This is a genomic window from Actinophytocola gossypii (genome assembly GCF_025165815.1).
GTDB classification, from domain to species: Bacteria; Actinomycetota; Actinomycetes; order Mycobacteriales; family Pseudonocardiaceae; genus Actinophytocola; species Actinophytocola gossypii.
The window spans coordinates 335702-358881 of record NZ_JAFFZE010000014.1 but is presented as its reverse complement, the minus strand read 5'-3'; the positions used below and the strand labels follow the sequence as shown (position 1 = coordinate 358881).

The 23180-nt window shown below is 72.2% G+C and carries 24 protein-coding genes; 10 read left to right on the top strand and 14 right to left on the bottom strand.

Features of this window, described 5'->3' with window-relative positions; all coding sequences use genetic code 11:
- Position 1: 1 nt before the first annotated feature.
- Entirely contained in the window at positions 2-1129 is a 1128-nt protein-coding gene (locus JT362_RS18210) for an adenylate/guanylate cyclase domain-containing protein (protein ID WP_260192463.1), read from the bottom strand.
- A complete protein-coding gene (locus tag JT362_RS18205; RefSeq protein ID WP_260192461.1) occupies positions 1126-1578 on the bottom strand; it encodes a universal stress protein in 453 nt (150 codons plus the stop codon). Before JT362_RS18205 ends, JT362_RS18210 begins: the two co-directional genes overlap by 4 nt.
- Before the next feature lie 88 nt (positions 1579-1666).
- On the opposite strand from JT362_RS18205, the gene JT362_RS18200 reads away from it, so the two are divergent.
- Positions 1667-2125: a nucleoside deaminase gene (locus JT362_RS18200; protein ID WP_260192459.1), complete on the top strand. Its 459-nt coding sequence runs from the start codon at positions 1667-1669 to the stop codon at positions 2123-2125.
- A 5-nt stretch (positions 2126-2130) separates the two neighbouring features.
- Here JT362_RS18200 and JT362_RS18195 read toward each other — a convergent pair whose 3' ends face one another.
- Both JT362_RS18195 and ccrA read right to left on the bottom strand, forming a co-directional pair.
- Positions 2131-3195 carry a coiled-coil domain-containing protein gene (locus tag JT362_RS18195; RefSeq protein WP_260192458.1) on the bottom strand — a complete coding sequence of 355 codons (1065 nt, stop codon included), beginning with the start codon at positions 3193-3195 and terminating at the stop codon, positions 2131-2133.
- Positions 3196-3251: 56 nt separating this feature from the next.
- Positions 3252-4583 (bottom strand): crotonyl-CoA carboxylase/reductase, encoded by a 1332-nt coding sequence (ccrA, locus tag JT362_RS18190; protein WP_260192457.1) that lies wholly within the window; start codon positions 4581-4583, stop codon positions 3252-3254.
- A gap of 129 nt (positions 4584-4712) precedes the next feature.
- Between ccrA and JT362_RS18185 the strand changes: the two genes are divergently transcribed.
- A complete protein-coding gene (locus tag JT362_RS18185) occupies positions 4713-5093 on the top strand; it encodes an SPW repeat protein (RefSeq protein ID WP_260192455.1) in 381 nt (126 codons plus the stop codon).
- Between the two features lie 77 nt (positions 5094-5170).
- Positions 5171-5779 carry a TetR/AcrR family transcriptional regulator gene (locus JT362_RS18180; RefSeq protein ID WP_260192454.1) on the top strand — a complete coding sequence of 203 codons (609 nt, stop codon included), beginning with the start codon at positions 5171-5173 and terminating at the stop codon, positions 5777-5779.
- Here JT362_RS18180 and mce read toward each other — a convergent pair.
- Complete coding sequence (gene mce / locus JT362_RS18175; protein WP_260192453.1) at positions 5745-6185, bottom strand: methylmalonyl-CoA epimerase; 441 nt, start codon at positions 6183-6185, stop codon at positions 5745-5747. The two genes, JT362_RS18180 and mce, sit on opposite strands and share 35 nt — an antisense overlap.
- Before the next feature lie 124 nt (positions 6186-6309).
- On the opposite strand from mce, the gene JT362_RS18170 reads away from it, so the two are divergent.
- From JT362_RS18170 to JT362_RS18160, 3 genes are read left to right on the top strand one after another with little or no spacing between them, the layout of a single operon-like run.
- A complete protein-coding gene (locus JT362_RS18170) occupies positions 6310-7488 on the top strand; it encodes an acetyl-CoA C-acetyltransferase (RefSeq protein ID WP_260192452.1) in 1179 nt (392 codons plus the stop codon).
- Between the two features lie 33 nt (positions 7489-7521).
- On the top strand, positions 7522-8478 hold the full coding sequence (meaB, locus tag JT362_RS18165; protein ID WP_375546518.1) for a methylmalonyl Co-A mutase-associated GTPase MeaB: 957 nt from the start codon (positions 7522-7524) through the stop codon (positions 8476-8478).
- Positions 8479-8501: 23 nt separating this feature from the next.
- Positions 8502-9128, top strand: coding sequence for a hypothetical protein (locus JT362_RS18160; protein ID WP_375546521.1), 627 nt, complete (start codon positions 8502-8504; stop codon positions 9126-9128).
- On the opposite strand, the gene JT362_RS18155 is transcribed toward JT362_RS18160, so the two are convergent.
- From JT362_RS18155 to pip, 3 genes are all read right to left on the bottom strand, one after another.
- Complete coding sequence (locus tag JT362_RS18155) at positions 9125-10135, bottom strand: class I mannose-6-phosphate isomerase (RefSeq protein WP_260192645.1); 1011 nt, start codon at positions 10133-10135, stop codon at positions 9125-9127. The genes JT362_RS18160 and JT362_RS18155 overlap by 4 nt on opposite strands.
- A 5-nt stretch (positions 10136-10140) precedes the next feature.
- A complete protein-coding gene (locus JT362_RS18150) occupies positions 10141-11118 on the bottom strand; it encodes a LacI family DNA-binding transcriptional regulator (protein WP_260192449.1) in 978 nt (325 codons plus the stop codon).
- Positions 11119-11217: 99 nt separating this feature from the next.
- The gene (gene pip, locus JT362_RS18145) at positions 11218-12138 is read right to left on the bottom strand and encodes a prolyl aminopeptidase (protein ID WP_260192448.1); all 921 of its coding nucleotides are present in this window, start codon (positions 12136-12138) and stop codon (positions 11218-11220) included.
- Between the two features lie 102 nt (positions 12139-12240).
- Between pip and JT362_RS18140 the strand changes: the two genes are divergently transcribed.
- A complete protein-coding gene (locus JT362_RS18140; protein WP_260192447.1) occupies positions 12241-13152 on the top strand; it encodes an ABC transporter ATP-binding protein in 912 nt (303 codons plus the stop codon).
- A complete protein-coding gene (locus JT362_RS18135; RefSeq protein ID WP_260192446.1) occupies positions 13149-14195 on the top strand; it encodes an ABC transporter permease in 1047 nt (348 codons plus the stop codon). Before JT362_RS18140 ends, JT362_RS18135 begins: the two co-directional genes overlap by 4 nt.
- A gap of 27 nt (positions 14196-14222) precedes the next feature.
- Here the strand turns inward: JT362_RS18135 and JT362_RS18130 are convergent, their stop codons facing one another.
- Positions 14223-14726 carry a MarR family winged helix-turn-helix transcriptional regulator gene (locus tag JT362_RS18130; protein ID WP_260192445.1) on the bottom strand — a complete coding sequence of 168 codons (504 nt, stop codon included), beginning with the start codon at positions 14724-14726 and terminating at the stop codon, positions 14223-14225.
- A 70-nt stretch (positions 14727-14796) separates the two neighbouring features.
- Here JT362_RS18130 and JT362_RS18125 point away from each other — a divergent pair, with 70 nt between their 5' ends.
- Together JT362_RS18125 and JT362_RS18120 are read left to right on the top strand one after the other, a co-directional pair.
- Positions 14797-15099 (top strand): MTH1187 family thiamine-binding protein, encoded by a 303-nt coding sequence (locus JT362_RS18125; RefSeq protein WP_260192444.1) that lies wholly within the window; start codon positions 14797-14799, stop codon positions 15097-15099.
- Positions 15100-15187: 88 nt separating this feature from the next.
- Positions 15188-16129, top strand: coding sequence for a tetratricopeptide repeat protein (locus JT362_RS18120; protein WP_260192443.1), 942 nt, complete (start codon positions 15188-15190; stop codon positions 16127-16129).
- A gap of 114 nt (positions 16130-16243) precedes the next feature.
- On the opposite strand, the gene JT362_RS18115 is transcribed toward JT362_RS18120, so the two are convergent.
- The 5 genes from JT362_RS18115 to JT362_RS18095 are packed head-to-tail and all read right to left on the bottom strand — an operon-like array spanning position 16244 to position 23090.
- Positions 16244-17719, bottom strand: a complete 1476-nt coding sequence (locus JT362_RS18115) for a neutral zinc metallopeptidase (RefSeq protein WP_260192441.1) — start codon at positions 17717-17719, stop codon at positions 16244-16246.
- Positions 17720-17768: 49 nt separating this feature from the next.
- Entirely contained in the window at positions 17769-19181 is a 1413-nt protein-coding gene (locus tag JT362_RS18110; RefSeq protein ID WP_260192440.1) for a neutral zinc metallopeptidase, read from the bottom strand.
- Positions 19182-19237: 56 nt separating this feature from the next.
- Positions 19238-20407 carry an MFS transporter gene (locus JT362_RS18105; protein ID WP_260192439.1) on the bottom strand — a complete coding sequence of 390 codons (1170 nt, stop codon included), beginning with the start codon at positions 20405-20407 and terminating at the stop codon, positions 19238-19240.
- Between the two features lie 4 nt (positions 20408-20411).
- On the bottom strand, positions 20412-22607 hold the full coding sequence (gene glgB, locus JT362_RS18100; protein WP_260192438.1) for a 1,4-alpha-glucan branching protein GlgB: 2196 nt from the start codon (positions 22605-22607) through the stop codon (positions 20412-20414).
- Between the two features lie 51 nt (positions 22608-22658).
- On the bottom strand, positions 22659-23090 hold the full coding sequence (locus JT362_RS18095; protein WP_260192437.1) for a CBS domain-containing protein: 432 nt from the start codon (positions 23088-23090) through the stop codon (positions 22659-22661).
- Positions 23091-23180 lie beyond the last annotated feature (90 nt).

Sequence of the window (23180 nt, the reverse complement as noted above, 5' to 3'; positions counted from 1 at the left end):
GTCAGCGCCGCCTCCGGCGACCGAGGCGTGGCCGGTCGTCGTCCGGGTGCAGGGGGATGTGGGGTGCCTCGTCGTCACCGTCGGTCAGGCCGAGGAACTCGGCGGCCAGCTGTTGCGCCGACTCCGCCAGGCCGGGGGACTCCTCGCCCGCCCGGCGCAGGCTCGCCGACCGCAGCCGCGCGTAGCCGCGCACCGACGTCGGACGCCTGGTGCGGACGGTGTACGCGGGCTCGTCGGCGAGGGCCTCGGTCAGCTCCCGGTCGACCAGCACCGTCCCCGGCCGGGCGACCGACGTCAGCCGGCTGGCGATGTTGACCACCGAGCCGTACACGTCGCCGAACCGGCTCAGCACCCGGCCGAACGCCAGGCCGACGCGCAGCGGGGGCACGTCGTCCGTGGCGGCCGCGCGTTCCAGCAGGGTCAGCGCGATCTCGGCGCCGTCGGTCGGGGTGTCGGCGACGAACAGCACCTCGTCGCCCAGCATCTTCACGATCCGGCCGTGGTTGTCGGCCACCACCTCGGCGGCGAGCGCGTCGAAGCGGTCCACGACCTCGACCAGCTCGGCCTCGGTCGAGCGCCGGGTCAGGCTGGTGAAGCCCACCATGTCGGCGAACCCGACCACCAGCCGCCGCTCGTCGATGTCCTCGTCCCGGGCGACCAGCATGCGCACCGAGTACGCGGCGAGGTGCCGGCGCCACACGTAGTCCTGCAGCCGCGCCAGCCCGTGGGTGAGGTTCTCGACGAGCCGGGCCAGCTGGCGCTCGTCCGCCAGCTCGGGGTTCGCCACCACCACGTCCCGCAGCATCAGCACCTGCGACTCGGCCAGCCGCGACATGTGCTGGCCGATCATCCTGGTGCTGGCGATCACCGCCGACGGGTCGACGATCCCCGCCCGCACCAGCTCGTTGGCGAACCGCAGCGCGGTGACGTCGCTGTCGGTGAACACCGCGGCGTCGTCGCCGACGGTGGCGAAGCCCAGGGCGCGCCAGAGCGCGGTGGCGCGTTCGAGCGGGACGCCGGCGAGCTCGGCGACCTCGGTGCGGGTGTAGCGGCGCTCGCCGCCGAGCAGGACCCGCTCGATGCGTTGTCGCAGCGCTTCCAGCTCGTCGTCGTCCTGGGGTCCGGTCACGTCGTGCGCACGATGAGCACGTCGATCTTCGACTTGCGCGCCGCCTCCGACGGCACCGAGCCGAGGATGCGCCCGGCGAGCGTGTTGAGGCCGCGGTTGCCGACCACCAGGAGATCGGCGCCGCGTTCGCGGACCACCTTGGCCAGCGTGGCCACCGGCTCGCCGTCGACGACCACGGTGTCGATCTTCGTCGCGCCGGCCGCGCGGGCCCGTTCGGCCGCCGTGCGCACCGAGTCCTCGGCCGGCGTCGAGCCGACGACCTGGTAGGCGACGTCGTCGCCGAGCTCGTCCTGCGCGCGGGCCACGTCGTCCTGCCTGGCCGGGTGGTAGGCGCAGGCGATGACCAGGGTGGCGCCGGCGTCCGCGGCGATGTGCGCGGCGCGGTCGACCGCGAGGTACGAGGAGTCCGAGCCGTCCGTGCCGACGACCACGGTCTGGTAAGCCGCCATCTGTCCTCCCGGAGAGGGCTTATCTACTCGCGGGTAAACCTACCGCGCGGCGCAACCGTCGCGCAGAACGCGTGGTTGGCTTGCGCACATGGACGAACGGATCGAGGGGCGGATCGACGTCTGGCTCGATGTCGCGGTGGACGAGGCCAGGCGAGGTCTCGCCGAGGGCGGCATCCCGATCGGCGCCGCGCTGGTCGGCCCGGACGGCGCGGTACTCGGCCGTGGACGCAACCGCCGCGTGCAGGACGGCGACCCGTCGACCCACGCCGAGACCGCCGCGTTCCGCGACGCGGGACGGCGTCGGCACTACCGGGACACGACGATGGTCACCACGCTGTCCCCGTGCTGGTACTGCAGTGGCCTCGTGCGCCAGTTCGGCATCGGCCGGCTGGTCATCGGGGAGGCGACGACCTTCCACGGCGGCCACGACTGGCTGGCCGAGCACGGCGTGGCGGTCACCGTCGTGGACGACCCGCGCTGCGTGGCCCTGATGAGCGAGTTCGTCGCCGCGCACCCGGACCTGTGGTTCGAGGACATCGGCGAGTAGTCGGGTCAGGGCTTCCTGGCGATCCGCTTGGTCTCGGCCCTTGCCACGTCGTCCGGAATGGCGTCCGCGTCCGCCTCCCAGGCCTCCTTCGGCGGGCCGGGGACCGGGCGCGGTCCCGGGGTCGGCTTGTCCGACTTCTCCTCGGGCAGCGGCTCGAACGCCGGTGACGCCAGCTCAAGGCTCTCGTGCGCGTCGGTCACCAGGTCTCGCGCCGACTGGAGCTGGTGGGCCACCTTCGACCGCAGCTGGCGCAGCGCGTTCACCCGCTGCGCGGCGTGCGCGATCCGGCGGTTCGCCTCCTCGGTCGCCTCGCGGACCCGGCGTTCGGCCTCGTCGGTCGCCTCCTGCAGCCGGGCCGTCGCCTCGGTCCGCGCGTCGTGCCGGCGCCGGTTGGCCTCCTCGGTCGCCTCGCGGACGCGGCGTTCGGCCTCCGACTTGCTCGTCGCCTCCTGAGACGCCAGGGCGCGCATGGACTCCGTGCGGCGGGACGCCATGGCGATCTCGAAGTCCTCCTCGACCGCCGTCCGGCGCTGCTCGCCCTCCTTGTCCAGCCTGGTCGCCTCGGCCTCGGCCGCCGACACGATGTCCGCCGCCTCGGCCCGCGCCTTCTCCAGGATGCTCTTGTGCTCGGCCTCCATCGCGTTCCGGCGCTCGTCGAGCTCCTTGAGCTGGCGCTCGTACTGGCCGCGCAGCTCGGCGGCGTCGGCCTCGGCCTTCGCGCGGATGTGCTCGGCCTCGGCGTCGGCCTTGGCCTTCGTCTCGTCGCGTTCCTCCTGCGCCAGGCGCAGCATCCGCTGCAACCGCTCGCTCAGGCCAGCCATCGTGGTCGGGGGCAGCGACAGGCGCTCCACCTGGCCACGCAGGTCGTCGATGGTCGACCGGGCCACCTCGAGCTGCGCGGTGAGCTCCGCCGCCTGCGCCGCGGCCGCGTTGCGGTCGGCGGCCAGCAGCTTCAGCTGTCCGTCCAGCTGTTCGAGATGCTCCTCCACCTGCACGCGGCTGTAGCCCCGCTTGGTGATGTCGAAGCCGGCTCCCAGCGGTACGAGATCGCGCTCCTCACCTAACGCCATGGGCCCACGCTACCTTGCGATCGCGTTACGGGTGACGACAAGCCACCCGGAGAGGGTCACACTCCGCGGAACCGGTTGATGGCCGGCAGGTGCCGCTCCCGCAGCTCGGGGTCGGTCACCCCGAGACCCTCCTCGGGCGCCAGGCACAGCACGCCGACCTTTCCCTGGTGCGCATTGCGGTGCACGTCGAACGTCGCCTGCCCGGTCTGCTCCAGCGGGTACACACTGGACAGTGTCGGATGGATCCGCCCCCGGGTGATCAGCCGGTTCGCCTCCCACGCCTCCCGGTAGTTGGCGAAGTGCGAGCCGATGATCCGCTTGAGGTGCATCCACAGGTAGCGGTTGTCGTAGGAGTGCATGAACCCGCTGGTGGACGCGCACGTCACGATCGTGCCGCCGCGCCGTGCCACGTACACGCTCGCGCCGAACGTCTCCTTGCCCGGATGCTCGAACACGATGTCCGGGTCGTCGCCCCCGGTCAGCTCGCGGATCCGGGCGCCGAAGCGCTTCCACTCCTTGGGGTCAGGGGTCTCCTCGTCCTTCCAGAACCGGTAGCCCTCCGCGCTGCGGTCGATGATCAGCTCCGCGCCCATCCGCCGGCAGATCTCCGCCTTCTGCTCGCTGGACACCACGCACACCGGCGTCGCCCCGCCGTTCAGCGCGAACTGCGTCGCGTACGAGCCGAGGCCGCCGGACGCGCCCCAGATCAGCACCGTGTCGCCCTGCTTCATGTTCGCGCCGTTGGCCGACACCAGCTGCCGGTAGGCCGTCGAGTTCACCAGCCCGGGGCACGCCGCCTCCTCCCAGGTCAGGTGGGCGGGCTTGGGCATCAGCTGGTTCGACTTCACCAGCGCGAGCTCCGCGAGCCCGCCGAAGTTCGTCTCGAAGCCCCAGATCCGCTGCTCCGGGTCGAGCATCGTGTCGTCGTGCCCGTCCGGGTGCTCCAGCTCGACGTTGAGGCAGTGCGCGACGACCTGGTCGCCCGGCCGCCACGCGTTCACCCCCGGCCCGGTCCGCAGTACGACACCGGCGAGGTCGGAGCCGACCACGTGGTACGGCTGGTCGTGCCGCTTGGCCAGCTCCGAGGTCCGGCCGTAGCGCTCCAGGAACCCGAACGTCGACATCGGCTCGAAGATCGACGTCCAGACCGTGTTGTAGTTGACCGCGCTGGCCATCACCGCGACCAGGGCCTCGCCGGGACCGAGCTCCGGCGTGGGGATCTCGTCGACGTGCAGCGACCGGCGCGGGTCCTTGTCGCTGGTCACCTGGCCGTCGAACAGGTCGACCTCGTCGGCGTGCACGGTCACCCCCCGGTAGGAGGGAGGCACCGGAAGGGAGCCGAGCGCGGCGTGGTCGCCGGCGAGGATGGCGTCGAGGATCTTCCGCATGCCAGGCGAGGCTACCGGCCAGTAACGGTACAGAACCAGCGCCGTGAGTGGTGCGTCACAGCGTTTGACCGCCTGGCCAGTCAAGGTGCATCATGGAATCGAGACTCCATGGACACGGAGGTGGTCTCGATGACGACGAATCCATCCGCAACCGCTCGGCCGTGGACCCGGCCGCACGACTGGGCGGAAGTAGTGCTGGGTGTCGTGGCGCTGCTGTCCTTCCTGTGGACGGACACCAGCGACGCCGCGATGTGGACGATGATCGTCCTGGGTGCGCTGGTCGCCCTGGACGGGCTGGCGTCGCTTGCCGCGCCGGGCCAGGTCTACGGCGAGGGGATCCAGATCGTGCTCGGCGTGCTCATGTTCATCTCCCCCTGGGTGATGGGCTACACCGAGCTCGGCGGTATCGCCTGGTCGTCCTGGATCATCGGCGCGCTGACGGCGATCGCCGGCGCGGCCGCGCTGCCGCTCGCCCAGGCGGCCCACCGGGGCATGGCCGGCCAGCACTGATCCGCTGACAACACGCGGTCCACAACGCGGCCACTCGGCTACGTTGTGGACCGCGACTTCTGTGTGAGGAGACCGGCATGCGGCTGACCAAGCGGGGCGATGACCCGTCCGCGCGCGAGCGGATCCTGTCGGCCGCGGAGGAGCTGTTCGCCGAGTCCGGCTTCGACGCCACCCCGACCTCGCGGATCGCCGCGCGCGCCGGAGTGCCCAAGGGGCTCGTGCACTACTACTTCCAGCGCAAGCCCGACCTGCTGACCGCGCTGGTCGAGCGGCTGCCCGACGAGCACGTCGAGCCGGACGGCGTGGTCGTGCCGGGCGACGTCGCGGCGAGCCTGCGCCGGCTGGTGGCCGAGCTGGACGCCCGGCTGCGGGCCTCGTACCTGCTCTCGCACCTGCTGTGGCGGGAGGCCGACACGCACACGGCCGTCCGGGACGCGCTCCGGCAGCGGTTCACCCACCTGGTCGACCAGGTGCGGGCGGTGATCACGGCGGCGTCCACCGGGAACCTGCCGGTGGCGACCGTCGACACGGCCGCCGGGCTGCTGGCGATGGCGGTCAGCTACCGACACTCGGTCGCCAGGCACGACGCGGACGGGAACGAGGACGAGGACTCCATCGACCGCGAGGTGGACCTCGTGGCCGCCGCGCTGGTCAGCTCTCCGGCGCCGGCTCCACCAGCTCGATGAGCACACCGCCGGCGTCCTTGGGGTGCACGAAGTTGGCCCGGCTGTTCGCCGTGCCCGGCTGGGCCCGGTCGTACATCAGGCGCAAGCCCTTGGCCCGCAGGGCATCGGCCGCCGCCTCGACGTCGGTGACCCGGTAGGCGAGCTGTTGCAGGCCGGGCCCCTTGCGGTCGAGGAACTTCCCGATCGTGGTGTCCGGGCCGAGCGGGGCGAGCAGTTGCACGGCGGGACCGTTCCGGTCGCCCGGTGCGCGCATCATCGCCTCGCGCACGCCCTGCGCCTCGTTGGTCTCCTCGTGCTGGAGCTCAAGGCCGAGGACGTCGCGGTGGAACGCGATCGCCTCGTCCAGGTCGGGCACCGCGATGCCGACGTGGTCGAGGGCGGTGACGTACGGCTTGAGCTCGTCCATGTACTTCACGGTAACCGGCGGGATCCCCTGGTCGCTGTGCGGCTACTCACACCGTGACCGGTTCGGCGGGCCGGTGCCGAGTATGGTCCGAGTTAACGGCCGCTAGCTTTCCTGGGAGGCACCCGTGTCCGGTTCCGTCATCGTCGCCGGGGCCCGTACCCCGATCGGGCGACTGCTGGGTTCGCTCAAGGACTTCACCGGCGCGCAGCTCGGTGGCGTCGCCATCAAGGCCGCGCTGGAACGCGCCGGGGTCGCGCCGGAGCAGGTGCAGTACACGATCATGGGTCAGGTGCTGACCGCCGGCGCCGGCCAGATCCCCGCCCGGCAGGCCGCCGTCGCCGCCGGGATCCCGATGACCGTGCCGGCGCTGACGATCAACAAGGTGTGCCTGTCCGGCCTGGACGCGATCGCGCTGGCCGACCAGCTGATCCGCGCGGGCGAGTTCGAGATCGTCGTCGCCGGCGGGCAGGAGTCGATGACCCAGGCGCCGCACCTGCTGCCGAAGTCGCGGTCCGGGTTCAAGTACGGCGACGTCACGATGCTCGACCACATGGCTCACGACGGGCTGTTCTGCGCGTTCGACCAGGTGGCGATGGGCGCGTCGACGGAGAAGCACAACGCGAGGTACGGGATCACCCGCGAGGAGCAGGACGCGTTCGCCGCGCGGTCCCACCAGCGGGCGGCCGCGGCGATCGAGCAGGGGTACTTCACCGACGAGATCGCCCCGGTGACGATCCCGCGGCGCAAGGGCGACCCGGTCGTGTTCGACACCGACGAGGGCGTGCGCCCGGACACCACGGTCGAGGAGCTGGCGAAGCTGCGCGCCGCGTTCGCGGCCGACGGCACGATCACCGCCGGCTCGGCATCGCAGATCTCCGACGGCGCGGCCGCGGTCGTGGTGATGAGCAAGGCGAAGGCGGAGTCGATGGGGCTCACCTGGCTGGCCGAGATCGGCGCGCACGGCGTGGTCGCCGGCCCGGACGCGAGCCTGCACGAGCAGCCGTCCAACGCGATCAAGGCGGCGCTGGCGAAGGCCGGCCTGAGCGCGTCGGACCTGGACCTGGTGGAGATCAACGAGGCGTTCGCGGCGGTCGGCGTGGTGTCGACCAAGCAGCTCGGGATCAGCGAGGACATCGTGAACGTCAACGGCGGCGCGATCGCGCTCGGCCACCCGATCGGCGCGTCCGGCGCCCGGCTGGCCGTGCACCTGGCCTACGAGCTGCGCCGCCGGGGCGGCGGCCTCGGCGCGGCCGCCCTCTGCGGCGGCGGCGGCCAGGGCGACGCCCTCCTCCTGCGTGTCTAGGTCGGTGCGCCACATCGCGGTCGGGACCTGAGCGTGGACGTGGACGGGCTCGTCGCGGAGGCGCGGGCTGGGCGGGCGCGGGCGGTGGCCCGGCTGATCTCGCTGGTCGAGGACGAGAGCCCGCACCTGCGCGCGGTCGCGGCCGCGCTGTCGCCGCACGTCGGGCGCGCGCGGGTGCTCGGGCTGACCGGACCGCCCGGGGTCGGCAAGTCGACGTCCACGTCGATGCTGATCTCGGCCTTCCGTGCTCGGGACCTGCGGGTGGGCGTGCTGGCGATCGACCCGTCGTCGCCGTTCTCCGGCGGCGCGCTGCTGGGGGACCGGATCCGCCTGCACGACCACACCACCGACCCGGCGGTCTTCATCCGCTCGATGGCCACCCGGGGGCACCTCGGCGGGCTCGCCACCGCGACCCCGCAGGCGCTGCGGGTGCTGGACGCGGCCGGGTTCGACGTGGTGCTGGTGGAGACCGTCGGCGTCGGGCAGTCCGAAGTGGACATCGTGTCGCTGGCGGACACGACGGTCGTACTGCTCGCCCCCGGCATGGGCGACGGAATCCAGGCGGCGAAGGCCGGCATCCTCGAGGTGGCCGACGTGTTCGTGGTGAACAAGGCCGACCGCGACGGCGCCGACCAGACGGTGCGCGACCTGCGGCACATGATCTCGCTCGGCCGCCGCGAGACCGGCCCGTCCTGGCGGCAGCCGATCGTCCGCACCGTGGCGACGACGAGCCAGGGCGCGGACGACCTGGTCTCGGCCCTGGACGCCCACCACGACTGGCTGGTCGCGCACGGCGACCTGGCCCGGCGCCGCGCCACCCGCGCCCGCCGCGAGGTCGAGGCGATCGCGGTGCGGGAGCTGCGGGCCCGGCTGAGCGGCGTCGGCGGTGGCGAGACCCTGGACCGCCTGGCGACGCGGGTGGCCGCGGGGGAGCTGGACCCGTTCACCGCCGCCGACGAACTCATCGGTGAGCACCGGTACCAGCGCTGACGGTTACCATCGGCCGCGTGACGATGCCACCAGGGGGACCGCGGCGGATCGCGCCCGGCGTGGTCCTCGACGTCGGCACCACCGATGGGCGCAAGGCCGTCATCGGGTCCGTAGTGGCCGGGATCCTGGGGTTGCTCGCGGTCGTCTCCGGGGTGCTGGCCGCCTCGGACGACGGGGTCGGCGTCGGGATCGTCCTGATCGTCGTCGGCGTGCTGCTCCTGCTGCCCGGGGTCTTCGCCCTCGTCGCGCGGGACAAGCTGTTCCGGCCCCGCCGGCTCGTCATCGAACCGCCCGGGCTGCGGTGGGACGACCCGAAGGGCGCGCCCTGGGCGGTCCGGTGGAACGAACTCGCCGCCGTCGCCGTCACCAGGCGTCCCGTGCGCCGGTTCACCGTCGGCGTCAGCGACGCCATCGCGCACAAGGCCTCCGACAAGCTCCTCGGCGACAACGCCCTCGTCTGGCTCGACCTCTACCCGGCCGACCCGGGATTCGCCACCCGCCACCCCGAACTGGCCCACCTCTGGCAGCACGACGGCCTCCAGCACGGGTACCGGTTCCCGCTCGGCGGCAACGTCCGGTTCGTCCCCGGCATCGAGCACGCGGTCGGCCGGTTCGCCCCGCACCTCTGGCGCGGCGTCACCGAGATCTAGGCCGGCGGCAAACAGCGCACCGCCGACAGGTCACCGTCCACAGTGGTCGCGCCGGCGGCGTGCGGCAGCACGAACGTCTCACCGGCCGACACCGGCACGTCGCCCGCGTGCTCGGTGCGCAGCACCCCGGTGCCCGACAACGTCACCAGCACCCCGAACGACGGTGCCAACTCGGCACCCGCCCGCACCCGCTCCGCGCGGAAGAACTCCGGCGCACCGAACAGGTCCCGCACCGGCGCGGCGCCCTCCTCGTCGCCGTGCACCAGGGTGTCCAGGCGGTCGGCCCAGCCGTCGCGGTCCACGCAGCCCAGCGCGGTCTCGAAGCCCAGCCCCAGGTGCCCGCCGGCCGCGTCGTCGAGGAAACCCTTCCACTCCAACGTGACCGACAGGTCGGTCGGCTGCTGGAGCTCCACGATGAACACGCCGGCACCGATCGCGTGCGGCAGCCCGGCCGGCACGAACACCGTGTCCCCGGCCCGCACCGGCACCTCGTTCAGCGCGCCCAGCATCGCCGGGGTGTCCTGCCGCGCCACCCAGTCGGCCACCGTCTCCGCCGACTGCTCCCGCGCGAACCCGAGGTGCACGGACGCCCCTGGCGCCGCGCCGACGACGACCCATGCCTCGGTCTTGCCGTAGCGGGAACCGTAGTGCGCCGCGGCGAACCGGTCCGACGGGTGGCAGTGCACCGGCAGCCGCTGGCCAGCGTCGAGCAGCTTCACCAGCAGCGCCGGGTCGGTCCCGTGCCGGGCGAGGTGCGTCGCGCCGAGCCAGTCCTCCGGGTGCGCCGCCACCGCGTCCCGCAGCAGCGTCCCGGACGGCAGCGCCGACAGGCCGACGTCGCGCTTGCCGTGCAGCGTCGTGCACGACGCGACCCAGTCCTCCGGGCCGAACTCGCGCGGCTCGGTCCCACGCAGCGCGGCGATGGCGGCGCCGCCCCGGTAGAAGCGCTCCGGCTGGTTCGCGGGCAGCTTGACGGGACGACGACCGAGGGCGTCGTCGGCAGACATATCAGTCACGGACCGACCTCTCCGGATCCACGGGGTACGAGCCGGACCGGAAGCACGATCCGGCGGGGCGGCGACGAGTCCCCGCCCAGCCGCGCGAACAGCAGTTCGGCGGCGGCCCTGCCGAGCTCGCCGGGGTCCAGCGCGACCACGCTCACCGGCGGGTCGAGCAGGTCGGCGAGCTCGAAGTCGTCGAAACCGACCAGCGCGGGCCGGCGGGGGAGCCCGGCGAGGGCACGCAGCACCCGCACGGTGATCCGGTTGTTCCCGGTGACCAGCGCCGTCGCGGGCGGATCGGCGGCCAGCACCCTGGCCAGCGACGCGGCCGCTTCCTCCTCGGGACCCCGCGCGACCAGCCGCTCGTCGAACTCGACGCCGGCCCGCGCGCAGCCCTCGCGGAAGCCGCGGAGCCGCTCGGCGGCGGTGAAGATGCCCGGCGCGTCGCCGAGGAACGCGATCCGCCGGTGCCCGTGCCGCGCCAGGTGCTCGACCGCCTCGGCCGCGCCGGCCACGTTGTCGACCAGCACGGTGTCGGCCTCGACCTCGCCCGGCGGCCGGTCGACGAACACCACCGGCGTGCCCGAGGCGATCTCCGGCGCCAGGTACCCGTGCCGGCGCCCGGCCGGCACCACGACCAGCCCGTCCACCCGGCGCGCGCAGAACTCCAGCGACAGCTCCCGCTCCCGGCCGGCGTCCTCGTCGGAGGAGCCGGTGAGCACCTGCCGCCCGTGCCGCCGAGCGACCTCCTCGGCGGCCCTGGTCAGGCCCGAGTAGAACGGGTTGGCGACGTCCTCCAGCACGAGCCCGATCGTGCCGGTCGACGAGCCCCGCCGCAGGTTGAGCGCGCCGATGTTGCGCCGGAACCCCAGCCGTTCGATGGCCGCCAGCACGCGCTCCGCGGTGTCGGTGTGCACGCCGGGCTCGTCGTTGACCACGCGGGAGACGGTCTTGATGCTCACCCCGGCGAGCCGGGCCACGTCGCTCATGGTGGCCCGGCGAACGCTGCGTCCACGATCACTGGACAACGTTGTCATCGTCATCATCTTGGCCCTGGTGAGAACCTTCCCGCAAGGCGCCGGAATCGGTCAAAACTCGTCTATCGCGGCGAGCAGCGTGTCCATGATGCCGGGGGTCGCCGTCTCGTGCGCGCCCTCGACGACGTGCAGCCGCCCGTCCGGCCACGCCTGGTCGAGCAGCCACGGCGTGCCGGTGAAGTTCACGAAGTCCAACTGCCCGTGCACCATCACGCCAGGAATGCCGGCGAGCCGGCCCGCCTCGGCGAGCAGCACGCCGTCGTGGGCGAGGAAGTGCCCCTGGCTCCAGTAATGGGTCACGATCCGCGCGAACGCCAGCCGGAACCTCGGGTCGCGGTAGCGCTCGCTCGGGCCGGGCGCGATCGCGTCCTCCCACGCGCACCACCCGCGCGCCGCCGCCGCCCGCTCCTCCGGCGCCGGGGAGTTCAGCCGCCGGGCGTAGCCGGTCGGTAGATCGTCCACATCGGACCCGCCGCGGAACTCCGCCCACGCCTCGGGAAAGAGCCGGCGGAGGCCGCGCGTCAACAGGTCCACCTCGACCTGCCGCCCGGTCGCCAGCGCGAACAGCACCAGCTCCGACACCCGCTCCGGAAACGCCTGCGCGTAGGCCAGGCCGAGCACCGAGCCCCACGACCCGCCGAACACCAGCCAGCGCTCGATGCCCAGCGTGGTGCGCAGCAGTTCGAGGTCGCCGAGTAGGTGCGGGGTGGTGTTGGTGGCGAGGTCGGTCGCGTGCTCGCTCGCGTGCGGCGTGCTCCGCCCGCAGTTGCGCTGGTCCAGCAGCACCACCCGGTAGCGCCGCGGGTCGAACCAGCGACGGTGTCTCGGCGTGCACCCGGAACCCGGCCCGCCGTGCAGTACGACCGCCGGCTTGCCGTCCGGGTTTCCGCACTGCTCCCAGTACACACGGTGACCGTCGCCGACGTCGAGCATGCCGTGCTCGTACGGTTCGATCTCCGGGTACAACTCCATGCCGCCAGGCTATCGACTTTCGTTCACCCCGCGTTCGGCTTTGGTGCCGGAAACCAGCAGGGAGCAAGTGTCCCCGGCTCGTGCTCGGTTAGGGTCACCTGCGTGATCCACACAGGAAACGCCGTGGTGGTCGAGGACATCCGCAAGGCGTACGGGGACCTCAAGGCGGTGGACGGCGTGTCGTTGTCCGTCGCCGAGGGGGAGTTCTTCGGCATCCTCGGGCCGAACGGCGCGGGCAAGACGACCACGTTGGAAATCATCGAAGGGCTGCGCGAACCGGACTCCGGCTCGGTGCGCCTGCTGGGGGAGTCGCCGTGGCCGCGACGGGTCCCGTTGTTACCCAGGGTAGGCGTGCAGCTGCAGGCGTCGTCGTTCTTCGAGAAGCTCACCGCGCGTGAACAGCTGGAGACCTTCGCGTCGCTGTACGGCGTCGGCGCGACGCGGGCACACGAGATGCTGGACCTGGTCGGCCTGGCCGACAAGGCCGACACCCGCGAGGACAAGCTCTCCGGCGGGCAGCGCCAGCGGCTGTCGATCGCGTGCGCGCTGGTGCACGACCCGGACGTGGTGTTCCTCGACGAGCCGACCGCCGCGCTGGATCCGCAGGCCAGGCGGAACCTGTGGGACGTGCTGCGGGCGATCCAGGCACGCGGGAAGACGATCGTCTACACCACCCACTACCTGGACGAGGCGGAAATTCTTTGTGACCGGGTGGCGATCATGGACAAGGGCAGGATCCTGGCGATGGACCGCCCGGCCGCCCTGGTCCGCGGCCTGGACGCGCCGACGCACGTGATCCTCGAGCGCGGCTCGCTGTCCGCCGCCGACGCCGCCGCGCTGCCCGGCTCGGGCGAGGTCGGCGAGGACGAGCTGTCCCTGACCATCTCCACCCGGCAGCCGGCCGAGCTGCTGTCGGCCCTCGCGAACCGCGGCGCCCTGGAGGGCCTGCAGGTTCGCACCGCGACCCTCGAGGACGTCTTCCTCAACCTGACCGGACGGGAGTACCGGGCGTGACCGCGTTCAAGAGCCTCGCGCTCGCCATGGTGAAGGGCTTCTACCGCGACAAGGCGACCCTGTTCTTCACCTTCGTCTTTCCCCTGATGTTCCTGCTGATCTTCGGACTCCTGTTCCGCGACTCGGGCTCGGAGAAGATCACGGTCGGCGCGGTCGGCGAGGGCCCGGTGATCACGGCGCTGGCCGACACCGGTGTCGTGGAGCTGGAGCGCTACCCGACGATGGCGGAGGCGGTCGCGAAGGTCCGCGACGGCGACCTGCCCGCCGCGGTCGGCCAGTCCGGCAACGAGATCACCTACCGGTTCGCCGCCAGCGACCAGAACCAGGCCGGTACGGTCCGCGGCATCGTCGTTGGCGTGGTGGACAACCTGAACCTGGCGGCGACCAACCAGCCGCCGAGGTACACGGTCGACGAGTCCAATGTGGAGGACAGTTCGCTCGAGCCGATCCAGTTCATCACCCCGGGCATCATGTCCTGGGGCGTGGCGATCTCCGCGGTGTTCGGCGCCGCGTTGACCCTGGTGAACTGGCGCAAGAAGCAGGTGCTGCGCCGGATCAGGCTGGCCCCGGTCGGGGTTCCGACGGTGCTCAGCTCCCGGGTCGTGGTCAGCGTCGGCGTGGCGATCGTGCAGGCCGTGGTGTTCCTGGGCATCGGCTCGCTGCCGGTCTTCGGGCTGCGACTGGTCGGCACCTGGGCGCTGGCGATCCCGGTGTTCCTGCTCGGCGTCCTGGCGTTCTTCGCGATCGGCATGCTCGTCGGCGCGTTCTGCAAGACCGAGGAGGCCGCCACCGGCGCGGCGAACATCGTCGTGATGCCGATGGCGTTCCTCTCCGGGACGTTCTTCCCGATCGAGCAGTCGCCGAAGTGGATGCAGGCCGTGTCGCAGATCTTCCCGCTGCGTCACATGAACGACGGCATCATGGACTTCCTGGTCCGCGGCCAGGGCGCCAGCGCACTGGTCGTGCCGTGCCTGGTGCTGGCCGGCTTCACCGTCGTGGTCGGCGCGATCGCGGCCAAGGTCTTCCAGTGGGAGGACAGCTAGCCGGCGACCGGCCAGAACGTGTGCTGGTCAGTCCTCGAAGTCGCCGACGGCCTTGCGGACCTTGGCGAGCAGGTCGGTCAGCTGGGTGGTCTGGCGTTCGGTCAGCCCGCGCATGCCGAAGTCGATCTCGGTCACCGCGGCGGTGGCCTCCTCGCGGCGCTGCCGGCCGGCCTCGGTGATCTCCGCGAGCGTCGTGCGCCGGTCGGTGGGGTGCGGCAGGCGCTTCACCAGCCCGTCGCCCTCCAGCCGGTCGACGATGTTGGTCACGCTGGTCGGGTGCAGCTGCAGGCGCTCGCCCATCACGCGCATCGGCAGGCTGCCCTGTTTGGAGAACGTCAGCAGCACCAGCGCCTCGTACCGGGCGAAGGTCAGGCCGTGCGGGCGCAGCGCACCGTCCACCGCGGACTGCAGGACCTGCTGCACCCGCATGATGCTGGTGACCGCCGCCATCGTGCCGGAGGGACCGACCCGGTCCTCCCACAGCTCCGCGGCGCGGGCGATCGGGTCGAACGGCAGCACTCGCGAGCTCATGGAGCTTGAAGTTACCACCGAGTACCGGACAGGGTGCCCGGGCACGGATCATCGCGGGAGAGGAGCAGGCGTGTTAGTGGCGTTCAGTGTCGCCCCGGCCGGCGGCGAGTCGGACAGTGTGAGCAAGGCCGTCGCCGAGGCGGTGCGGGTGGTGCGGGAGTCGGGCCTGCCGTCGGAGACCACGAGCATGTTCACCACCGTCGAGGGCGAGTGGGATGAGGTGATGGCCGTGGTCAAGCGGGCGGTCGACGTCGTCGCGCAGGGTGCGCCCCGGGTCAGCCTGGTGCTCAAGGCCGACATCCGGCCCGGTCACACCAACCAGCTCGTCGCCAAGGTCGAGCGGGTCGAGCGGCATCTCCGGGAGGAGTCGTGAGGACGATCGGCGGTCGCTGCGGCGAGCGGTCGACGACTCGTGCCAGGATGGAACCGTGACAAGGCCAGACCCACGTCAAACAGCGGCCATGTCGGCCGCCCTGTCCGGAGCCGTAGACCTGTCGGCGCTCAAGGCACGCGCCGACGCCGCGAGCAAGGCGCCCCCCTCGGCGCCCCAGCAGCCTGCCGGCGAGCCGGGCCCGTCCAGTGCCTTCGTCCTCGACGTGACCGAGGACACGTTCCAGGCCGAGGTCGTCGAGCGCTCGCTGCAGGTCCCGGTGGTCGTCGACCTGTGGGCCGAGTGGTGCGGCCCGTGCAAGCAGCTCTCCCCGGTGCTCGAGCGGCTCGCGCGAGCCGCGAACGGCGCCTGGATCCTCGCGAAGGTCGACGTCGACGCGAACCCGAGGATCGCGCAGCTGTTCGGGGTCCAGTCGATCCCGACGGTCGTCGCGATCGCCGGCGGCCAGCCGGTGGAGGCGTTCGCCGGGGCGCAGCCGGAGCCGCAGATCAAGCAGTGGCTGGCGAGCCTGCTCGACGCGCTGCGTGACCGGCTGCCGGGCATCCGGGCCGCCGAGGAGGGCGCGCCGGCGGACGATGCCGCCGAGCCGGAGCCGGAGCCGGAGGACCCGAGGTTCGTCGCCGCCGAGGAGGCCTTCGAGCAGGGCGACTACGCCACGGCGGAGGCCGCGTACCAGAAGATCCTGGACGCCGAGCCGGCCAACGAGCAGGCGAAGGCCGCGCTCGCGCAGGTCCGGTTCCTGGCCCGCGCCGAGGCGGCCGACCCGTCGGTGGTCGTCCGCGCCGACACCTCGCCGGAGGACGTCGACGCCCAACTCCAGGCCGCCGACGTGGAACTCGCGAGCCAGCGCGTGGAGCAGGCGTTCAACCGCCTACTCGCCGTCATCCGCCGCACCGCCGGCCCCGACCGTGACCGCGCCCGCACCCACCTGGTGGAGCTGTTCGGCCTCTTCCCCCCGGAGGATCCCACGGTCGCCCAGGCCCGCCGAGCCCTCGCCAGCGCCCTGTACTAGCCCGCACCCACCTCCCGAAACGCGAACGTACGACTCGCGGTCCGGGAACGTACGACTCGCGACGCTCGCGAGTCGTACGTTCGCGTCGCGCGAGTCGTACGTTCGCGGCGGCGGTCAGGCGAAGTCCTCCGTGCAGGGGGTGGGGCCCTCCATGTAGCCGCGGCGGAAGGCCTCGACGCGGGCGAAGCCGGACTGCACCTGGGTGCCGTTCACGTCGGCGGCGATCAGGGAGTCGTCCTGCAGGAGTTCGGCGACCGCCTCGTCCAGGTCGCCGACCGCGAGGCGCAGGCCGCGGGCCTCCTGCTCCTGGTCGGTGTAGCCGGCCCACGCGCCGGTCAGGCACGCCGTCCGCAGGCCGGCGTTCTCGTCGTCCAGCGGCAGGCCGACCGACTTCTGGATCGACAGCGCGTACCGGGACGCGACCTCCGCGAACGCCGCGAAGTCGCCCAGCCCGCCGTGGCTCTCCTCGCCGGGTTGCGCGTTCGGGTCCGGCTTGGCGGCGAGTTCCCGCAGCGCGTCGGCGTCGTAGCCGACGACGTTCTCCTCCGGGCAGTAGGTGACCGGCTCGGTCGCCTCGCCGTTCTCGCAGGTCGAGCCGTTGTCGACGATGTCGGGCTGCTCGGCGCCGTTCTCCTTGAACGCCTCGTTCAGGCTCTGCTGCAGGTACTGCTGGTTGTCGTCCGTCGTCGGGTCGATGTCGCCATCGTTCGCGTCCGACCGCAGCTCGCTCTCGCTGCGCTCCTTCTCCGCGATCCGGCCGTCGATCTCCTCCGGATCCATCTCCGCGCACCGCGTGGGGTCCTTGGTGAACCCCTCCTGGAACGCGTACACCCGGTCGAACGCCAGCCCGTGCGCGCCCTCGGTGCGGTGGTCGAGACCAGCGGGGTCGCGGATGAAGAACAACGTCGCGAGGATCGCGTTCAGGCCCTCGCCGGTGTTGATCTGGAAGTGTGCGGCCTGGTCCTCGGCGACGTAGCGGAAGAAGTTGCCCATGTAGCAGTCGGCCTGCTGCTCACGCACGATCGTCGGCGTGGCCTGGTTGATGTTGCTCTTCTCCCCGAGCCGGAACTGCACGGCGTGACCCATCTCGTGGGCCAGCACCCCGACCACCGACATCGGTCCGAACATGTCGTTCAGCATCGGCAGCAGCTCGCCCCGGTCCCAGGCGATCGCGTCCTCGCCGCCGCCCCCGCAGTAGAACGCGTTGACCAGCCCCGCGGTGTTCGCGCCGCAGATCGGCACGCCCTCGCCGTTGGCGTCGTAGGACAGCAGCCGCTGCAACGGCTCGAACTCCTGGTCGAAGTGCTTGGGCAGCTGCTCGCCCCAGTAGTCGTAGAGGTCGGCGATCGCGTTGATCGCCAGCCGGTCCATCTCGCTCCCGTCGGTGCCCTCGACCTCCAGGTCGGCGTCCTCGACACCATCCCTCGGCCCGCTCGGCCCGTCGGTCACCTCGAGCCCGCCCGCGCTCGTGGTGTCGATCGCACCCGTCGCGACCGGAGTCCCCGAGACGACCTGCCCGCACGCCCCCAGCGCCGCCACCGTCGCCGCCACCACCGCGACGATCGCTCCGCCCCGCAGCACTCCGCGCATCGTTTCGTCCCCTCCGTACCGTTGCTGCCCGCACACTAGCCAAGCGGGTTCAGCCGAGCTCGCACGCCTCCAGGCCGTCCAGGGTGCCGTCGCGGAACACCGACACCCGGTCGTAGCCGGTGTCGATCGCGTCACCCGCGCTGTCCCGGCCCGGGTAGTCGTAGCGCAGCAGCATCTGGATGGCCTCGTCGAGGTCACCTGGGGAGAGGGTGAACCCGTCGGCCCGGCTCAGCAGCTCGCCGGTGTAGGTGCCGGACAGGCACACCAGCCGGCGCTGGGCGTCCGCACCGTCGGTGGGCAGCCCGAGCGCGTCCAGGGCGGCCATGGCGTAACGGCTGGTCAGCATGACCCCGGTCGCGTAGTCGCCGACGTCGCTGTGCAGCTCGGGCAGCTCACCGCCGGTGGCCAGGTCGATCTCGTCGGACTCCGCGCAGAACGCGACCGGCCCCTGGTCGGCGTCGGTGCACGCCGGCTCCTCCTCGCTGTTCGCCAGCGACGGCGAGGACCACTCACCGCCCTGCCCGGTGACCACGCCCTCGAAGTACGTGTCGAGGTCCTCGGTGATCGCCTGGACGAGCTGGTCGAACGGCAGGTTGCCGCCGAGCTCGTAGTCCTGGGCGTTGGTGAAGCCGCGCTGGGTGAACGTGCGGTTGTCGATGCTGATGCCCGCGCACAGCTCCGCGCCGGAGTCGTAGCCGTCCTGGAACGCCGAGATCCGGTCGAACGAGTCGCCGTGCGCGCCCTCGTCGGTCTGCGCGGTGCCCAGCGGGTCGCGGAATGTGATCAACGACTCGAGCGCGGAGTCCAGCCGGTCGTCGGCGACGCTCAGGTGATGGGCGTTGCCCTCGGCGACCCAGCGCACGAACGAGCCGGCGTAGCAGTCGGCCTGCGCCTCGACGAGGATCGTCGGGAACTGGTCGGGGTTGGCGCGGCGCTCCTCGAACGTGAGCCCGGCGCGGTTCTGCACGGCGTGGCCCATCTCGTGGGCGAGCACGAGCATCACGGCGGCCTCGCCGAACCGCTCCTTGAGCACCGGCAGCAGCGCCGCCCGGTCCCAGGCGATGACGTCCTCGGACGGGCAGTAGAAGGCGTTGCCCTCCACGTCGCTGGCCTTGTCCACGCACGGCGGGGCGGGCGCGTCGGCGGAGGCGGTGTCGACCGAGTAGTAGCCGCCGGTGAGGTCCTCCCACTCCTGTCCGTCGAAGGTGGCGGGGAAGGTCTCGGTCCAGTAGGTGCGCACGTCGGACAGCACGGCGGCGGCGAGCTGGTCGATCTCGCCGCCGTCGGTGTTCTCGATGAACGAGGGGTCGCCGCCCCCCGGCTGGTCGGGGTCGGGGTTGGACACCACCGAGCCCGAACTGGCCGGCTGCCCGGCGATGGCGGTCGTGCACGCGGTGGCGCTCGTAGCGACCAGCACCAGCAACGGCACGACCCAGCGAGTGGCGGCGGGTCGGGTTCGCACGCGTCCAGTGTGCCCAACATCGCGCTGCCGCGTGCCGATCCGGCCCGATCCGGCCGTCACCCCCGGAACCTGACCGCAGCGAGCACCACGATCCCCAGCTGGGCGAGCCCCGCCGCGAGCAGCGCCGGCCCGCTGACCCCGGGCCCCGCGAGCTGTCCCGCGACGGTCGTGCCGACCCCGAACCCGACCCACATGGTGCTGAACACCCAGGCGAACGCCTCGATCCGCTGGTCGTCCCGACTGTGCTCGCCGATCAGCAGCTGCTGCAGGGTCTCCACCGGCCCGGTGCACAACCCGACCACCGCGAACACGAGCCCGACCAGCACCAACCCGAACCCGGCCGGCCCGACCAGCGACCCGGCCCCCAGGGCGACCGCGGCGCCGAGGTGCAGCACGACCAGCTGAGTGCGGGGCTTTCCCGGCCAGCCGCGCGCACCGTAGGCGACCCCGCTGATCACCCCGCCCACGGCGAGCGCACTGGTGAACAGCCCCGCCGCGCCCTCACTCCGCGCCGCCGCCACCGCCGTCACCTCGAGGCACCCGAAGCCGAACGTGTCCAGCGCGACCATCGTGAGCATCAGTCGGATCTGGCCGTTCGCCAGCGGGCCGAACATGCCCCGCCGCGCCTGTTCGGTCGGCTTCGGCCGAGCCCGCAACGCCGGGGCCACCGCGACCAGCGCGTCGCCCGCGAGTTTCACCACTCCGGTCGCGGCGAGCACCCAGAACGGGGGCAGCACCAGCAGCAGCGCCCCGGCGAACAGTGGCCCGGACACGAAGGTGACGGTGTTCAGGGCCGCATCGAACGCGTACGCGGTGGGAAGTCGCCCGGCCGGTACCAGGTGCGGCCACAGACTCCGCACCACCGGTCCGGCGGGCGGCACACTCGCCCCGAGCACGACCGCCACCGCGTACAGCACCCCGACCGGCACCGTGGCCGTGATCCCTACCGCCAGCCCCGCGTAGGCCCCGACGTGCCACCCCAGCAGCACGAGCATCAGCCGCCGCGGCTGTCGCCGGTCCGCCAGCCGGCCCCGCACCGGCCCGACCACCCCGTTGGCCACCGCGAAGACCATCATCAGCAGCCCGGCCTCGCCGTAGCCGTACGCCCGCGCCACCGCCACCAGCAACGCCAGGTTGAACATCGACGTCGACACGCGGCTGAGCAGCACCGCGGCCGTCAGCCGGGGCACACCCGCGATCGCGAGCAGCTCCCGGTATCTGCGCAAGGACTCAGATCTCGGGCGCCAGCCAGAGCACGCCCTGGGGTGGGAGCTGGAGCAGGGCCGACGCGGGCTGTCCGTGCCACGGGTCGGTGGTGGCCTCGACGCCGCCCAGGTTGCCCCAGCCGGAGCCGCCGTAGACCTCGGCGTCGGTGTTCAGGACCTCGCGCCACCGGCCCGCGTGCGGGAGGCCGACGCGGTAGTTCCGGTGCGGGTTGCCGGCGAAGTTCGCCACGCACGCCAGGACCACGCCGTCCCGGTGCGGGTCGCGGCGCAGGAAGCTCGCCACGTTGTTCGCCGAGTCGTTGGCGTCGATCCAGGCGAAACCGTCCGGGCGGACGTCGGCCGACCACAGCGCGGGGTGGTCGCGGTAGGTCCGGTTCAGGTCACGCACCATCGCCAGGAGGCCGGCGTGCAGCGGCTCCTCGGTCAGCTCCCAGTCCAGCGACCGGCTCTCCGACCACTCCTGCCGCTGGCCGAACTCCCCGCCCATGAACAGCAGCTGCTTGCCGGGATGCGCCCACATGAACGCCAGCAGCGCGCGCAGCCCGGCCGCCTTGTTCCAGTCGTCGCCGGGCATCCTCGTCCACAGCGAGCCCTTGCCGTGCACGACCTCGTCGTGGGACAGCGGCAGCACGAAGTTCTCGCTCCACGCGTACATCAGCGAGAACGTGACCTCGTTGTGGTGGTACGACCGGTGCACCGGGTCGTGCGCGACGTAGCTGAGCGTGTCGTGCATCCAGCCCATGTTCCACTTGAACCCGAACCCGAGCCCGCCCAGGTGCGTCGGCCGGGTCACGCCGGGCCACGCGGTCGACTCCTCGGCCACCATCAGCGTGCCGGGGTGGTGCTTGTAGACCGTCGCGTTCAGCTCCTGCAGGAACCGCACGGCGTCCAGGTTCTCCCGTCCACCGTGGACGTTCGGCAGCCACTGGCCCTCCTCGCGGGAGTAGTCCAGGTACAGCATCGAGGCCACCGCGTCGACCCGCAGGCCGTCGATGTGGAACTCCTCGATCCAGTACAGCGCGTTGGCCACCAGGAAGTTCCGCACCTCGGTCCGGCCGAAGTCGAACACGTACGTGCCCCAGTCCGGGTGCTCGCCTCGGCGCGGGTCGGCGTGCTCGTACAGCGCGGTGCCGTCGAACCGCGCGAGCGCCCACTCGTCCTTCGGGAAGTGCGCCGGCACCCAGTCCATGATCACGCCGATGCCCCGGTTGTGCAGGGTGTCGACGAAGTACCGGAAGTCGTCCGGCGAGCCGAACCGCGCGGTCGGCGCGTAGTACGACGTCACCTGGTAGCCCCACGACCCGCCGAACGGGTGCTCGGCCACCGGCAGCAGCTCGACGTGGGTGAACCCGTGCTCCTCGACGTGGTCGGCCAGCTCGACGGCCAGCTCGCGGTACCCGAGGCCGGTCCGCCACGAGCCGAGGTGCACCTCGTAGACGCTCATCGGCGCGTTGTGCCACTCGGTGGCCTCGCGCCGGGTGACCCACTCCTGGTCGGTCCACTCGTGGGTCGACACGGTCACCCTGGACGCGGTGTTCGGCGGCACCTCGGTGCCGAACGCCATCGGGTCGGCCTTCTCGTGCCAGGCGCCGTCGTGGCCGAGGATGCGGAACTTGTAGCAGGTTCCGGCCGGCAGTCCGGGCACGAACAGCTCCCAGATGCCGGACGAGCCCAGCGAGCGCATCGGGTTCGCGCGCCCGTCCCACCCGTCGAAGTCGCCCGCCACCCGCACCCCGCGCGCGCTCGGCGCCCACACCGCGAACGACGTGCCCTCCACCGGACCGGTCGGCGTGTCGTAGGACCGCACGTGCGCGCCGAGCACCTGCCACAGCCGCTCGTGCCGGCCCTCGCCGATCAGGTGCTGGTCGAGCTCGCCCAGTGTCGGCAGCCAGCGGTACGGGTCGTCGACCAGGACCGGGTCGCCGCCGTAGTCCACTTCGAACAGGTACCCGCCGGGGGAGCCGGGAAGTACGCCGGTGAACACGCCGTCGGCGGTCTCGCTGAGCGGGTGGCGCTGCTCGCCGGCCAGGAGCGTCACCGCCTTGGCGCCCGGCCGGTACGCCCGGGCGACGGTCGTGCCGGCGTGATCGGAATGCACGCCGAGCACCGAATGCGGGTCGTGGTGCGAGCCGGTCACCAGCCGCCGCAGGTCGTCGGGCGGCATGGCGCTCGGGTCGGTTCCCGGGTTCACGTCAGTCATCGAGGTTCATTCTGCCGCTGCCCGGCGGCACCTGCTCAACAGCGTCCCCGCTCAGCCCCGCGCGATGTAGGACTCGAGCTGTTCCTGGTGCGACTCGAGCTGCTCGATGCGGCTGCGCACCACGTCACCGATGCTGACGATGCCGATCAGCCGGCCGTCCGCCACCACCGGCATGTGCCGGATCCGGCGCTCGGTCATGGTCGCGGCGAGCGAGTCGACCGCCTCGTCCGGCCCGCAGGTGACCACCCGGCTGGTCATGATCTCGGACACCGGCGCGGTCAGCAGTTCGGCGCCGCGCTCCTCGAGCCGCCGGACGACGTCCCGCTCGGAGACGATGCCGACCAGCGTCCCGGTCTCGTCCACCACCACGAGCGCGCCGACGTTGTGCCGGGCGAGATCCTCGAGCAGGCCGGAGACCGACAGCGCCGGAGGCACCGTAGCCACCTCGGAACCCTTGTGCCGCAACAAATCCGCTATCCGCACCTGGACACCCCGATTCGTCCGCGTCGGCCGCCCCGCCGCCCGGGACGGCGTGGATCCAGGCTAGCCAGCGGGGGTGGGGGCCGCCAGGGG